Source organism: Herbidospora daliensis (genome assembly GCF_001570585.1).
In the GTDB taxonomy this organism is placed as follows: Bacteria; Actinomycetota; Actinomycetes; order Streptosporangiales; family Streptosporangiaceae; genus Herbidospora; species Herbidospora daliensis.
In genome coordinates, this window is the sequence record NZ_BBXF01000001.1 from 1,093,276 (window position 1) to 1,107,913 (window position 14,638).

Annotated in this window: 12 protein-coding genes; 6 read left to right on the top strand and 6 right to left on the bottom strand. The window is 72.4% G+C overall.

The annotated features are described in order from the left end of the window. Positions 1–25: 25 nt before the first annotated feature. From AW274_RS04350 to AW274_RS04365, 4 genes are read left to right on the top strand one after another with little or no spacing between them, the layout of a single operon-like run. Complete coding sequence (locus AW274_RS04350) at positions 26–1,447, top strand: flavin-containing monooxygenase (protein WP_062429532.1); 1,422 nt, start codon at positions 26–28, stop codon at positions 1,445–1,447. A 36-nt stretch (positions 1,448–1,483) separates the two neighbouring features. After that, positions 1,484–2,506, top strand: coding sequence for a dipeptidase (locus AW274_RS04355; protein ID WP_062429534.1), 1,023 nt, complete (start codon positions 1,484–1,486; stop codon positions 2,504–2,506). Beyond that, positions 2,503–3,606 carry a M20 family metallopeptidase gene (locus AW274_RS04360; protein WP_198169002.1) on the top strand — a complete coding sequence of 368 codons (1,104 nt, stop codon included), beginning with the start codon at positions 2,503–2,505 and terminating at the stop codon, positions 3,604–3,606. The genes AW274_RS04355 and AW274_RS04360 overlap by 4 nt, the downstream gene beginning before the upstream one ends. Further along, entirely contained in the window at positions 3,603–4,277 is a 675-nt protein-coding gene (locus AW274_RS04365; RefSeq protein WP_062429536.1) for a hypothetical protein, read from the top strand. Before AW274_RS04360 ends, AW274_RS04365 begins: the two co-directional genes overlap by 4 nt. Here AW274_RS04365 and AW274_RS04370 read toward each other — a convergent pair. Further along, complete coding sequence (locus tag AW274_RS04370; protein ID WP_062429537.1) at positions 4,247–5,695, bottom strand: AMP-binding protein; 1,449 nt, start codon at positions 5,693–5,695, stop codon at positions 4,247–4,249. The two genes, AW274_RS04365 and AW274_RS04370, sit on opposite strands and share 31 nt — an antisense overlap. A gap of 126 nt (positions 5,696–5,821) precedes the next feature. On the opposite strand from AW274_RS04370, the gene AW274_RS04375 reads away from it, so the two are divergent. Both AW274_RS04375 and AW274_RS04380 read left to right on the top strand, forming a co-directional pair. After that, positions 5,822–7,141, top strand: coding sequence for a sensor histidine kinase (locus AW274_RS04375; protein ID WP_063813127.1), 1,320 nt, complete (start codon positions 5,822–5,824; stop codon positions 7,139–7,141). Positions 7,142–7,150: 9 nt separating this feature from the next. After that, on the top strand, positions 7,151–7,753 hold the full coding sequence (locus AW274_RS04380; protein WP_062429539.1) for a TetR/AcrR family transcriptional regulator: 603 nt from the start codon (positions 7,151–7,153) through the stop codon (positions 7,751–7,753). Here the strand turns inward: AW274_RS04380 and AW274_RS04385 are convergent. The 5 genes from AW274_RS04385 to AW274_RS04405 are packed head-to-tail and all read right to left on the bottom strand — an operon-like array spanning position 7,741 to position 14,540. Beyond that, positions 7,741–9,690 carry an acetate--CoA ligase family protein gene (locus AW274_RS04385; protein ID WP_062429541.1) on the bottom strand — a complete coding sequence of 650 codons (1,950 nt, stop codon included), beginning with the start codon at positions 9,688–9,690 and terminating at the stop codon, positions 7,741–7,743. The two genes, AW274_RS04380 and AW274_RS04385, sit on opposite strands and share 13 nt — an antisense overlap. After that, the gene (locus tag AW274_RS04390; RefSeq protein WP_062429543.1) at positions 9,687–10,805 is read right to left on the bottom strand and encodes a Glu/Leu/Phe/Val dehydrogenase dimerization domain-containing protein; all 1,119 of its coding nucleotides are present in this window, start codon (positions 10,803–10,805) and stop codon (positions 9,687–9,689) included. Before AW274_RS04390 ends, AW274_RS04385 begins: the two co-directional genes overlap by 4 nt. Continuing rightward, positions 10,802–12,535 carry a thiamine pyrophosphate-binding protein gene (locus tag AW274_RS41065; RefSeq protein ID WP_062429545.1) on the bottom strand — a complete coding sequence of 578 codons (1,734 nt, stop codon included), beginning with the start codon at positions 12,533–12,535 and terminating at the stop codon, positions 10,802–10,804. The genes AW274_RS04390 and AW274_RS41065 overlap by 4 nt, the downstream gene beginning before the upstream one ends. Further along, a complete protein-coding gene (locus tag AW274_RS04400; protein ID WP_062429547.1) occupies positions 12,532–13,698 on the bottom strand; it encodes an acyl-CoA dehydrogenase family protein in 1,167 nt (388 codons plus the stop codon). Before AW274_RS04400 ends, AW274_RS41065 begins: the two co-directional genes overlap by 4 nt. Further along, a complete protein-coding gene (locus AW274_RS04405; RefSeq protein ID WP_198169003.1) occupies positions 13,665–14,540 on the bottom strand; it encodes a DMT family transporter in 876 nt (291 codons plus the stop codon). The genes AW274_RS04400 and AW274_RS04405 overlap by 34 nt, the downstream gene beginning before the upstream one ends. Between the last annotated feature and the right edge of the window lie 98 nt (positions 14,541–14,638).

The following is a 14,638-nucleotide window of genomic DNA, read 5'->3' on the forward strand; positions in this document are numbered from 1 at the left end:
CGGCCCCCGGGTTAGCGTGGACTCCATGCGCGTCGCCATCGTCGGAGCCGGGTTCGGCGGCCTGTGCATGGCCGTGAAACTGGCGCACAGAGGGATCCCCCACGTCGTCTTCGAGAAGGGCCCCGGGGTCGGCGGGACCTGGCGGGACAACACCTATCCGGGGGCGGGCTGCGACATCCCCTCCCACCTCTACTCCTATTCCTTCGAGCCCTACAGCGACTGGTCGCGGAGGTATCCGGGCCAGCCCGAGATCCTCGCCTACCTGGAGATGATCGCGGCCAAGCACGGGATCAGGCCCCGGTTCGGCACCGAGGTGAGCGAGCTCGCCCACGACGGCGCGGGCTGGCTGGTGACCACGCCCGGGTCGGTCGAGCGGTTCGACGTGGTGGTCACCGCCGTCGGGCAGCTCAACCGGCCCCACGTGCCCGCCCTCACGGGGGCCGAGACGTTCGCGGGCGACGCCTTCCACTCGGCCCGCTGGGCCGGCCGCGACCTGGCGGGGCGGCGGGTTGCCGTCATCGGCACGGGCTCCTCGGCGGCCCAGCTCATCCCGCCGGTGGCCGAGACCGCCGCGCACGTCGACGTCTACCAGCGCACCCCCAACTGGGTGCTGCCGAAGGCCGACGCCGTGTTCGAGCCGCTGACCAGGGCAGCCTTCAGATGGGTGCCGGGGGCCCATCGGGCGTACCGGCGATGGCTCTTCGACTACGTCGAGAAGACGTTCTGGCCCGCGCTGGTCGGCGGGTGGAGCAGCGACCTGGTCAGGCAGCGGGGGCTTTCGCACCTGCGCCGCCAGGTGCCCGATCCGGCGCTGCGCCGCGCGCTGACCCCCGGCTATCCGCCCGGCTGCAAGCGGGTGGTCTTCGACAGCCTCTTCTATCCGGCGCTGACCAGGCCCAATGTCGACCTGGTCACCGAGCCGATCGTCCGGATCGCCCCCGAAGGGGTGGAGACGCCCTCCGGGCTCAGAAGAACCGACGCCATCGTGTACGCCACCGGCTTCCACTCCACCGAGTTCCTGATGCCGATGGCCGTCACCAACGCCGCCGGCCGCGACCTGCACGACCAGTGGAAGGACGGCGCCGAGGCCTACCTGGGCCTGGCCGCCCCCGGCTTCCCCAACCTGTTCTTCCTGTACGGCCCCAACACCAACCTGGGCCACAACTCCATCGTCTACATGCTGGAGGCCCAGGTCGGCTACGTGATGGGCTGCCTCGACCTGATCGCCCGGCGGGGCCAGATGGAGGTGACGGAGGGGGCGCTGTCGGCGTACACGAGCGCTCTGAACAGGGCACTGGCCGCCACGGTCTGGAACCGCGACTGCCACAGCTGGTACAAGACGGAGAGCGGGAGGATCACCACCAACTGGCCGCGGACCGCCCGCGAATACGGGCGGCTCACCCGGCGTCCCAGGCCAGGGGCATACAAGTTCGGGGCGGGGCGGTAACGTCCGGTAGACGCTTTCCCCGGAAGGAGCCCCGCCATGCTGCACTTCGACGCGGTGGTGGCCGACACCCACAACGACCTGCTGATGTCCGTGGCCCCCCGCCCGCCGAAACAGTGGGCCCGGTACTTCCGCGACACCTGGCTCCCCCAGCTCACCGAGGGCGGGGTGGACGTCCAGGTGCTGCCGGTGTTCATCGACGACTGGTACCGCCCCGAGGGCGCGCTGCGGCAGACCCTCCGCATGATCGAGGCCGCCCACGTGATCGCGGCCGAGGTCGACGAGGTGCGCCTGTGCCTCGACGGCGCCGAGATCGACGCCGCCCTGGCCGATGGAAGGATCGCGCTGGTGCTGGCCCTGGAGAGCATGCCGGGCCTCGACGCCAGCGTGGAGCTCATCCCGACGCTGCACCGGCTCGGCGTGCGGGTCGCCTCGATCGCCCACTGGGGCCGCACGCCCCTGGCCGACGGCAGCGGCGAGGACGCCACCGGCTCGCGGCTGACCGCGGCGGGCGTCGAGGCGCTGGCGACCATGGAGGAGCTGGGAATCGTCTTCGACGTGTCCCATCTGGGCGCCTCCGGCGTCGCCCACGTGCTGGAACTGGCCCGGCGGCCGGTGATGGCGACCCACTCCTCGGCGCGGGCGCTGCTCGACCACCACCGCAACCTCACCGACGACCAGCTCAGGGGCGTCGCCGCCACCGGCGGCGTGATCTGCGTGAACTTCCTGCCGGCGTTCCTCACCGAGCATCCGCGCCGGGTCACGGTCGACGACCTGGTCGACCACATCGCCCACATCGCCTCGGTGGCCGGCATCGAGCACGTGGGCCTCGGCCCCGACTTCATCCGCGAGGTGCTCCACGACGTGACCCCGCCCTGCTGCGAGCCCTCGAAGTCGGGCGTCGACGTCGACGCGGTGATCCCCGACCTCGACGGCCCGCGCGGCCTGCCGCTGGTGACCGAGGCGCTGGAGAAGCACGGCTTCGCCCCCGAGGAGATCCGGCTGATCCTGGGCGAGAACGTCATGCGCCTGTTCCGCGCCGAGCTGGGAGTGCGCCGGTGAACCTCGACGAGATGGTCGGCGACCTGGAGGAACTGGTCGGCTGCGAGTCGTTCTCGGCCGACCACGCGGCGGTGGCGAAGAGCGCCGAGGTGGTCGCCGAGGTCGGGGCCCGCCGGTTGGGCGCGGCCCCCGAGCGGGTGACCGTCCGGGGGGTGTCGCATCTGAAGTGGACGTTCGGTCAGCCCCGCGTGCTGCTGCTCGGCCACCACGACACGGTCTGGCCGGTCGGCACCCTGCGCGACATGCCGTGGAGCTGCCGCGACGGCATCGCGCGGGGGCCGGGCGTCTTCGACATGAAGGCCGGGCTGGTGCAGCTCTTCCACGCCCTGTCGGGCCTGCCGTCCCTCGACGGGGTGTCGGTGCTGGTCGTGGGCGACGAGGAGCTCGGCTCCCCCACCTCGCAACCGCTGATCGAGGAGGCCGCGCGGGGCCTGCGCGCCGCGTTCGTCCTGGAGGCCAGCGCCGACGGCGGGGCGCTGAAACTGGCGCGCAAGGGCATCTCCCGGTACGAACTCCTGGTGCACGGCCGGGCCGCCCACGCCGGCCTCGAACCGGAGAAGGGCGCCAACGCCGGAATCGAGCTGGCGCACCAGATCATCGCCATCACGCGGATCGCCGGGAACGTGGCGTCGTCGTCCCAACCGGGGTCGTTGTCGGTGACGCCGACGCTGATGTCGGCCGGCACGTCCACGAACACCATCCCCGCCCTCGGGCGGGTGGCGATCGACGTGCGGGTGCCCGACGTCGCCTCCCAGCAGCGGGTCGACGAGCTGATGCGGGCGCTCACCCCGGTCGTCGAGGGCACCCGGCTCGAACTGCTGGGCGGCCCGAACCGGCCGCCCTTCGACGGCGAGGCGTCGGCCGCCCTGTTCGAACGGGCCGTGGCGATCGCCGCCGGGCTGGGCATGCCCCCGCTGACCGGGGTGTCGGTCGGCGGCGCCTCCGACGGCAACTTCACCGCCGGGGTCGGCACCCCCACCCTCGACGGCCTGGGCGCCCTCGGCGGCGGCGCGCACGCGCCCGAGGAGCACGTCCTGGTGGAGCACATGCCCATCAGGGCCCGGCTGCTGACGGAACTGGTGCGGTCGGTGCTGGCGTGATCGTGCGGGAGCTGACCACCCTGGCCGAGTTCGAGGCGCTCCACGGGGTGTTCGACGAGATCTGGCGGCCCGACCCGGCCAACCCTCCGGTGACCGTGGAGCTGATGCGGGCCTTCTCCCACGCGGGCAACTACGTGGCGGGGGCCTTCGTCGACGGACGGCTGGCCGGCGGGTCGGTCGGCTTCTGCTCCCCACCCCGCGAGGCGACCCTGCACTCCCACGTGACCGGGGTGGTCGCTCCGGGTGCCGGGCTGGCGCTGAAGCGCCACCAGCGGTCGTGGGCGCTGGCCCGCGGCATCGCCACGATCACGTGGACGTTCGACCCGCTGGTCCGCCGCAACGCCTACTTCAACCTGGTGAAACTGGGCGCCCGGCCGGAGCGCTACTACGAGAACTTCTACGGCGAGATGGCCGACGGGGTGAACGCGGGCGACGAGTCCGACCGGGTGCTGGCGGTGTGGCGGCTCACCGACCCCCGGCCGGCCGACGACGGCGTGGTCGTGGTCGCGCTGCCGGAGGACATCGAACGGCTGCGGCGCGACGACCCGGCCGAGGCGCGGCGGTGGCGGCTGACCGTCCGGGAGGAACTGGGCGGGCGGCTGCGCGACGGGTGGCGGGTGACCGGGTTCCGCGACGGCGGCTACGTGCTGGCGTCGCCCCCGGCCAGGTAGCCCTCCCTGACCCTCGTCCGCGACAACTTGCCCGTCGGCGTGCGGGGCAGTTCGTCGCGGAACTCGATCACCCGGGGATGCTTGAACCGGGCCAGCCGAGGCCCCAGATGCTCCCTGAGCTCGTCCTCCGTCACCTTCTCCGCCGCCTGGACGAGCGCCACCACCGAGTGCCCCCACTCCTCGTCGGGCACCCCGATCACCGCCGCGTCCACCACGCCGGGATGCGCGAGCAGGGCGGCCTCGATCTCGGCCGGGTAGATGTTCACGCCGCCGCTCACGATCAGGTCGGTGCGGCGGTCGAGCAGGAACAGGTAGCCGTCGGCGTCGAGGTAGCCGATGTCGCCGGGGGTGTACCAGTCGCCGCGTTTGGAGGCGGCGGTCTTCGCCGGGTCCTTGCGGTACTCGAAGGTGCCCAGCGACGACTTCACGTAGATCATTCCGGGGGTGCCGGGCGGGACGTCGTCGCCGTTCTCGTCGAGGACGCGGGCCTCCGTGCCGGGGACCGGGCGGCCGACCGTGCCCGGGTGGGCGAGCCACTCGTGGGGCTTCACGGCGAAGGCGATGGTCGACTCGGTCGAGCCGTAGTACTCGTAGAGGACCGGGCCGAACCAGTCCATCATCGCCTGTTTCACCGCGACCGGGCAGGCGGCGGCCGTGTGGGTGACCTGGCGCAGCGAGGAGACGTCGAAGCGCTCCCTGGTCTCGGCCGGGAGGCGGAGCATGCGGTGGAACATGGTCGGGACCATCATCGTGTCGGTCACCCGGTGGCGTTCGATCAGTTCCAGCACGGGTTCCGGGTCGAACTTGGGCGCGATCACGACCGTGTGGCCCAGGTGGAGGGCGAACTGCGCGTGGGCGCAGGGGGCCGAGTGGTACATCGGCGAGGTCACCAGGTGCACGCCGTCGCCCTGGCGCAGGTCGAGCACCTCCTCGATGAACCACAGGTAGAGCGGCATGATCTCTTCGGGGGTCTTGGACGTCCGGGGCCGCTGGACCCCCTTCGGGAAGCCCGTGGTGCCGCTCGTGTACCACATGACCTGGCCGTACGTCCGGTCGGGCGGGTCGGTGACCGGGTTGCCGAGGGCCAGGGCGGCGACGTCCTCCGGGGTCCGGACGACCAGTTTCGCGTCGCTGTCGGTGACGATGTAGCCGATCTCGGCCTCGGTCAGGTGCCAGTTGACCGGCACGTAGTAGAGGCCGGTCTGGCCGGTGGCCAGGAGCATGACGAGGGCGTCCAGGCCGTTGCGGAGCGTGCCGGCGACCACGTCGCCGGCCTGCAGGCCCTGGGCGCGCAGGCCGTGGGAGACCTGGTTGGCGAGGGCGAGCAGCTCCCCGGCGCGGACCTCGGCGCCGTCGACGTCGATCGCGGCGAGGCGGCCGGGGTCGGTCCGGGCGATCAGGTAGAAGCTCGGGTCCATACGTCGAGCATTACGCCAGACGACCTGTTTGCCCAGCCTTGACCACCTTGAGTAGCCGCGAACGGACGTTCTGTGATCATCTGGGACATCAGGGGGAACAGGTTGTTCGGATGGCGCCGATGGTCGATGCGGGGCCGGTTGACTGTGGTCGCCGGTCTGGTCATGACGCTCCTGTGCCTGGCCGTGCTCGCGACCGCCCTCATCGGCCTGCGGGGGCTGGCGAGCCAGTACAACGTCGACCGGATCGTCCGGGTCACCCTCAAGACCATCCACATGCTGAAGAACGACCAGATCCCCGACGTGCTGCCGGCCCAGGGCATCGCCGGGCTGCAGGTGATCCGGCCCGACGGGACGGTGGAGTCGTCCAGCGTGCTGCTCCAGGGCAAGCCCCGCATGGCCTTCTTCCAGCCGCCCGACACGACCGTGCGGCAGGACATGGTGCACTGCGACTCCACCTTGTGGCCCGACCAGTGCATGGTGATCGTCGCGATACGGGTCTACAGCCCCGAGGGCGACTACCTGATCTACGCCGCCGACCCGGTGGTGCCCTGGTACGTCGACCCGCGCGTCGACCTGCTGCTGTTCCTCGGGGCGGGGCTCATCGTCACGGTGACGACCTTCGGCACGTACGTGCTGGTGGGCAAGGCGCTGCGGCCCGTCGACGCGATCAGCGAGGAGCTGGCCACCATCACCGGCAGCGAACTCGACCACCGGGTGCCGGTGCCCCGGAACCACGACGAGATCCGCCGCCTCGCCGAGACGGCCAACGCCACCCTCGACCGCCTGGAGGAGGCGGTCGAGCAGCAGCGCCGGTTCGCCTCCGACGCCTCCCACGACCTGCGCAGCCCGCTGACCGCCATGCGCGCCGAGGTCGAGTCGGCCCTCCTCGACGTCGAGTCGGCCGACTGGGAGCACACCGGCGAGGCCATCCTCGCCAGCATCGACCGCCTTCAAGCCCTCGTGGACGACCTGCTCCAGATCGCCCGCCTCGACTCGGGCGCCCCGGGGCGGATGGACCCCGTCGACCTCGGCCAGCTCGCCGCGACCGAGCTCGACCGCCGCAGGCGCCGGGTCAGGATCATCAGGGAGCTCCAGTCAGGCGTGATCATCATGGGCGACCGGCTGCGGCTCGCCCGCGTGCTGACCAACCTGCTCGACAACGCCGAACGCCACGCCAACTCGGTCGTGATCGTCAAGGTCTACGAGGAGGCGCTCTGCGGCGTGCTGGAGGTCGTGGACGACGGCGCGGGGGTGCCGCGCGACAAGTGGGAGCACGTCTTCCAGCGCTTCACCCGCCTCGACGCGGCCCGGTCCCGCGACGCGGGCGGCACCGGCCTGGGGCTCGCCATCGCCCGGCAGATCTGTGAGGGCCACGGCGGCACGCTCGCCATCGAGGACAGTGTGAAGGGCGCCCGATTCGTGCTGCGAATCCCCGTGTCACGCTAGGGTGCCGATGTGGCACGGGGAATCAGCCGGATGCGCAGGGAGGATCTGCTCAAGGTCGCCTGCGAGGTCATCGCGGCCCAGGGATTCGGGCACACCCGGACCATCGACATCGCCCAGGCGGCCGGGGTCAGCCAGGCGCTGCTCTTCTACCATTTCGAGACCAAGGAGAAACTGTTCGCCGCGGCTTTCGGATACGCGGCCGAACGCGATCTCGACAATCTCGAGGCGCTGCTCGAATCGGCCGGGGGGCCGATGGAGAAACTGCGGGCGATGCTCAAGTTGTATTCGCCGAGCGGCAAATCGAAATCGTGGGCGTTGTGGATCGACGCCTGGTCGGAGTCGATGCGCAACCCGTCGCTCGAAGACGTCTCCCGGGCCCTCGACCTGCGGTGGAAGGACGCCCTGCGGGGGATTCTGGCGGCCGGCGCCGAAGCCGGCGTCTTCGAATGCCCCGATCCCGAAGGGGCCGCCTGGCGGTTGATGTCGCTGATCGACGGGCTGACCGTTCAGGTGACCGTACACAAGAGGATGTTGACCCGGGCGCGGTTGTTCGAACTGGTGCGGACCGCCGCCGCCGTCGAACTCGGGCTCGCGCCCGATCAGCTGGCGTAGGCGTCGAGCGCGACTCCGTCTTTCAGCGGGTTGATTTCGATTTCGGTGATTTCCGGGTGGGCGTCGAGAATTCGTCCCAGTACGACCATCGCGTGCGCGACGGCGCCGATGTCGGCGGGCGGCGCGCCGCGCCAGCCGTGCAGCAGACGGGAGACGCGGGTCGTCGCGATCACCTCTGCGGCCTCCTCGTGGGTGAGCGGGGCGAGGGCCGTGACGGTGTCGGCGATGAGTTCGGCGAGCACTCCCCCGGCGCCGAACGTGACGACCGGCCCCACGTGGGGGTCGCGGTGCGCGCCGACGATCAGCTCCACGCCCGGCGTCGTGACCTGCTCCTCGACCCAGAGCGGCAGGCCGCCGAGCGCGGCCCGCATCCGCGCCGCCTCCCGGTGGAGTTCGGCCGGGAGGCGGATGCCGAGCACGACCCCGCCGACGTCGGTCTTGTGGGCCGGGCCCAGCGCCTTGAGCACCAGCGGGTAGGCCAGACCGGGGTCACCGCCGTCGTAGAGCAGCCCGGCGGGGAAGGCGACGCCGGCGGCCATGAGGGTGCGGCGCAGGGCGACGAATCCGGAGATGTCGCCCGGGAAGGGCGTCGTCTCCCTCGGCCCCGGCGTGGGCACGTGCGTGAGTGATCGCAGCGCGCTCAGGCCGGTCATGACGGCGTCGATCGTGCCGTGGACGGGCACTCCGGCCGCCCGCAGGAAGTCGACGGTCGGGCCCTCGGGGCGCATCGTGTGGATCAGGCACGGCCGGGTGGTGAGCGTCTCGGCCAGGCGGGCGGCGGCGGCCAGCTCCGCGCCCTCCAGGGCCGGGCTGTCGGCGGCGTAGCTGCCGAAGTAACCGGTCAGGACGACGGCGTCCACCTCGGGCGCGACGATCTCCGCGATCCTCGGGTACGTCGCCAGGTCGGCCTCCCCCGCCCCCGCGAGGTCGACCGGGTTCGACAGGCCCGCGTCGGGCGGCAGGAGGGCCCGCAGCGCGCCGACCGTGGCCGGGGTGAACGCCGGGACCTCCAGGCCGAGGCGTTCGGCCAGTTCGGCGGCGAGCGCGCCCTGGCCGCCGCTGTCGGCCACCACCGCGACCCGCCGCACGGCGGCCGGGACGGCCAGGCACGCCTGCGCGATGTGGATCGCCTCCTGCGGGGTGCGGGCGCGCAGCACGCCCGCCGCCCGGCACAACGCGTCGACGACGGCGTCGGGGGTGGCGAGCGCGCCCGTGTGGGAGGTGACCGCGCGGCGGCCCGCCGCCGAGCCGCCGACGGTCAGCAGGATCACCGGCTTGCCGCCCGCCAGGGCGATCAGGTCGCGGCCGATCGACAGGTCTTCGAGGTAGAGGATCACGACGCGGGTGTGCGGGGCCGCGGCGACCGCTCCGGCCAGCTCCCGCACGCCCAGGTCGGCCGCCGCGCCGACGGAGACGAACCGCGACAGGCCCAGGCCCTCCTTGGCGGCCAGGTAGCCGAGTTCGAGCCCGACCGAGCCGCTCTGGGAGACGACGCCGATCGGGCCGGGGGTGAGCGTGCCCCAGGTGAGGGCCAGGGCGGAGGCGGAGTCGTACACCCCCATGCTGGTCGGGCCCACGAGACGGGCGCCCGCCGAGCGCACCCGCTCGGCCAGCGCGGGCAGGCCGCCGGGGTAGACGACCCCGGCGGTGATCGCGACGAGGTGGCGGGCCCCGGCGTCGAGGGCGTCGCCGACGACCTGCTCGTAGGTGTGCGGCGGGGTCGCGACGGCGACCAGGTCGGGCGTCTCGGGGAGGTCGCGCAGCGAACGGTACGTGGCGTGGCCGAGGACGTCGGCGCCCCGGGCGTTGACCAGGTGGACCGGCCGGCGCGACGCGCCGCTGAGCGCGCCCTTCGCCAGCCAGTAGCCCCATTTGGCCGGGTCGCCGGAGGCGCCGACGACGGCGACCGAGCGGGGGTCGAACAGCGCCTCGGTCATCGCCCGGCCGCCATGTTCCGGGCGCTCAGGTCGTGGGCGACCTCGCGCGGCGTGCGGGCCGGGTCGGACATGATCTCGGTCGTCACCCGGCGCATCCAGGAGCGGATCTTCGCGAAGGCGGCGTCGGCGTCGGCCGGGATGTCGCCGAACAACGTCCACCACCACCAGGAGTTGGTCGCCGAGTTGGCGACCACGTCCGGGACGACCACCACGCCCCGGGCGGCGAGCAGCCGCTCGGCCTCCGGGGTGACCGGCACGTTGGCCGCCTCCACCACCAGCCGGGCCCGCACCCTCGGGGCCTGCTCGGCGCCGACGCAGTAGGAGACCGCGGCCGGGATCAGCAGGTCGCAGTCGACGTCGAGCCACTCGTCCCGGGGCCGTTTCACGCCGGGAACCCGCCCGAAGGGGTCGCGGGCACGCAGCAGCGCCTCCACGTCGAGGCCGCCGGGGTCGGCGAGCAGCCCGTCGGCGTCGGCGACGCCGACGATCCGCACCCCCGCCCGCGCCAGGAACCGCGCGGTCGCGCCGCCCATGGAGCCGAAGCCCTGGACGACCGCCGTCGGATTCCGGATGCCGAGCCGGTCGAGCGCCGTCAGCGCCGACTCGGCCACGCCGCAACCCCCCGCGAGGTCGCCCAGGCCGATGCCGTCGACCGTGACGGCGAAGGCGGCGTCCAGGCGCTTCAGGGCCGTGTCAGGATCGTCGAGCAGCGGCAGCACGGCGTCGATCGAGGTCCGCAGCCCGGCGGCGTGGCACGCCTCCTCGATCGACTCCTGGCGCAGTCCGAGATCCTCGCCGGTCGCCCAGTAGGTGCTCAGCAGGGGCTTCATCGCGGCGATGTAGCGGTGCAGCATCCCGGTGGCCTCCGGGTCGAGCGGATCGCAGTCGATGCCGCCCTTCGCGCCGCCGAGCGGCTGGTAGGCCAGCCCCGGCTCGTAGGCGATGGCCTCCTTGCGCGACATGCCCCGGGCCAGGTCGGCGACCTCGTCGAGGGTGACGCCGGCGCGCATCCGCAACCCGCCGCTGCTGACACCCCGTCCCAGCCGGTCGATGACGAGGTAGCCGGGCCGGCCGGTGACGTCGTCGGTCCAGACGACCTGGAGGAACGGGGTCATGACTGCTCCTGGATGACGATCACCGTGGGGCACACGGCGGCGAACGCCGCGCCGATCTCACCCGCCAGATCTGCGGGCCGGGCCACGGCGCGGGCGCCGAACGCCCGCGCGAGCTGAACGAAGTCGGGGGCGTGCAGGTCGACGGCGACCGGGGTCATGGGCCGGGCTTGCATCTCGGCGCGGATCTCGCCGTAACCGCCGTTGACCGCGACGACGATCGGCAGGTTGAGCCCCAGCTCCACGGCGGTCGCCAGTTCTTGGACGCTGAACTGAAGCGCCCCGTCCCCTGCCAGGACGGCGACGGGGAGGTCGGGGTTCGCGACCTTGGCGCCGATGGCGGCGGGGAGCGCGTAACCGAGGGTGCCGAAGCCGGTGGGGAACAGGAACCGGTGCGGGAGGACGGCGAGGGCGCCGTAGTAACAGAACATCGAGTTGTCGGCGGCGACGACGGCGTGGCTGGGGAGGGCCTTGGCGATGGCGTCGAGCTCGGCCCGCCAGGGGGCGGAGAGGGCGGCACGCTCTTCACCGATCCGAAGCGCGACCTGAGCGAGAGAAACGTGCTGATCATCGATCTCCCGGGTGATCACGGGCAGGTCGGAACCGGGCGCATCCACAGCGGCCGTGCTCCGCTCGTCACCGACCTGCCTGATCGCGGCGAGGCCGGGGCTCGTGGGACCTGCGTGTCCGGCCGTTGTGCTGTGCTCCGCAGACAGATCGGGGTCGGCGTGCAGTGTGTGTCCAGCGGTCATGCCCTGCTCGTCACTGGCTTCTTGAAGGATCGCGGGCCAGTCGGGGGCGGTGCGCGCAACGAGTGTGGCCAACGTTGGGAGGGCGGTTTCCGCTCGCGCGGTGATGGGGATCGTCGCGTTCGTCGTCTGGGCCGGGTCGACGTCGATTCGGATGAGGGTGCCCTCGTAGGCGAAGTCCGTCCACAGATCTGAGGGGGCCAGTTCCGTTCCCACGGCCAGCAGCACGTCGCAGGACTTCAGCCACGCCTGGGTCGCCTTGAGGAAGAGCGCGGGGCCGAGGTTGCGGGGATGCGCCGGGAGGATGCCCGTCCCGTTGATGGTGGTGACGATCAGAGCGTCTACCGCGTCGGCGAGTTGGAGGGCCGCTTCGCCCGCGTGCCGGGCGCCGCCGCCCAGGACGATGCCCACCCGTCCGGCCCCGGCCAGGGCCGCGACGGCTTCGGGGAGGCCACCCCGCCCCGGGAGGGTGACGTCGCCCTCGGCGTCGAGGAGGTCGGCGGGGATCTCGATGTGGACGGGCCGGGGGCGCCCCGATGCGAAGAAGGTGAACGCCGCCGCGAGCGCCGACGGGATCTCGGCCACGGTCGTCACGCGGTGGCTCCAGGCGCAGACCGCGTCCATGGCCGCCGACTGGTTCTTCGTCTCGTGCAGGTAGCCGGTGCTCCGGCGCGGGTGGGTCGTCGGGACTCCCGGCGAGATCAGGAGCAGGGGGATCGAGTCGGAGTAGGCCTGCCCGGCCGCCGTGGCCGCGTTCAGGATGCCGGGGCCGGTCGTGGTCAGCACGACCCCCGGACGGCCCGTGATCCGGGCGTAGCCGTCGGCGGCGTAACCGGCTCCCTGTTCGTGCCGGGGGGTGACCAGCCGGGTGCCCTGGCGGGCGAGGGCGTCGTACAGGGCGAGGTTGTGGGTGCCCGGGATGCCGAACACCGTGTCGACCCCGTGGGCGGCCAGGGTGGCCGCGACCGCCGTCGCGCCGGTCATGAGCGGGCCAGGGACCGGGAGATGATCAGCCGCTGGATGTCGGAGGTGCCCTCTTCGAGCTCCTCCAGTTTGGCGTCGCGCAGCCACTTCTCCACGAGGAACTCGCGCGAGTAGCCCCATCCGCCGAACGTCTGCATCGCCGCCCACGCGCACCACACCGCGTTCTCCGACGCCGTCAGCTTGGCGATGGCGGCCTCCTCGGTGATGGAATGGCCGAGGTCGTGGAGGTCGGCGGCCCGGCGGGTGAGCAGCGCCGACACGTCGGTCCTGGCGGCCATGTCGGCGAGCCGGAACGCCACCGCCTGGTGGCCGATGATGGGCGTGCCGAACTGCTCTCTCTCCTTCGCGTACGCCAGCGACGCGTCCAGAGCGGCGCGCGACAACCCCGTGCAGGCGGCGGCGATGAGGACCCGGGAGGCGTCGAAGGTCCGCATGAGCCCCCGGAACCCCTGCCCTTCGTCGCCGAGCCGGTCGGACACCGGCACGCGCACCCCGTCGAGGAAGAGCTCCGCGCATGCGATGCCGCGCTGGCCCATCTTCGGCATCGGCGACCCGACCGTGAAGCCGGGTGCGTCGCGGTGGACGACGAAGGCCGTCACCCCTTTGGCGCGGGTGCCGGGCGCGACCGTCGCGAAGACGACGAACCATTCGGCGAACGGCGCGTTGGAGATCCACGTCTTCTGGCCGGTCAGCACGTAGTGGTCGCCGTCGCGTTCGGCCCGGGTGGTGATGGCGGCCGCGTCGGAGCCGACGCCGGGCTCGGTCGTGGCCAGCGCGGTCAGCGGCGGGTCGTCACCGGTCAGCGGCGCGAGCAGCCGTTCCTGCTGCTCCCGGGTGCCGAGTTCGAGCACCGGCGAGGCGAAGAAGCCCCCGGACGTGATCAGGTTCCCGATGGAGATGTCTCCGTGGCACAGCTCCTCCTGCACGAGGCACTGGGTGACCAGGTCGGTGACCCCGCCCCCGCCGAACTCCTCGGGGATCATGAACGACGTCAGCCCGGCCCGCGCCGCCTTCGCCCAGATCTCCCGGGGGAACACGTGATCGCCCTCGTCGACCTCGCGGGCCCGGGGCCGGATCTCCTCGGCGGCGAACCGTCGGGCCAGCGCGACGACGTCGGCCTGCTCCGGGCTCAGCTCACGGCCGAGACGCGGGACTCTGGACATGGTCTCTCCTCGGGTACGGGCCGGGCCACGATCCCCATGGCGGCCAGCATGCAGCCGCCCCCGACGAGGACGGTCCAGGTGAGCGGCTCGCCGTACAGGACGGCGGCGAACGCGGTCGCCCACACGGGCTCGACCGCGATGACGACGGCGGCGGCGGTCGGCGGCACGTGCGCCTGCGCCCACGTCTGGGCGAGAAACGTGCCGGCCCCGGCGACGGTGGCGAGGTAGACCACCCCGGTCCAGTCGACCGCGCTGTCGGGCAGCGCGATCCCGTCGGGCGCGGCGGCGACGGTCATCACGACGGCCAGCGTGAGGATCTGCACCACGGAGAGCGCATAGGCGTCTTGCGGCCGTGACCACTTCCCGAGGGCGACCAGATGGACGGCGTACAACGCCGCTGACACGGCGGTCAGCGCGACCGCGCCGGCGGGTGCGCTGGCGGGCCCGCTGAGCAGACTGAACGAGGCGGTGCCGACAGTGGCGAGCCCGACGGCCGCCCAGGTCGACCGGCCGACCCGCGTCTTCAGCCAGACCAGCGCGATCAGCGGCGTCATGACGAGATAGGAGCCGGTGACGAACCCGGAGACCGACGAGGGGAGCTCGGCCAGCCCGATGGTCTGCAACGTCAGCGCGACCCCGTAGACGAGCCCGAGGAGCGCCCCGACCGCCCACAGACGGGCGGGCAGGTTGCGCAGCGCCTTCGGCCGGATGGCGACGAGGACCACGACGGCGATCCCGAACCGCGCGGCGTAGAGGTCGGCGATAGGCAGGCGGGCGACGAGATCCTTGGTCAGCGGGAACGTCGATCCCCAGATGGCGGTGACCGAAACGAGCGCCAGCACCCCCAGGTGATAGTGACGCCTGCCGGATGACCCGGGCGGACTTGGGAGGCCCCCACCGGTCGCGGACGTATTGGTCGCTTCAGGGTGGGCGCGCGCGG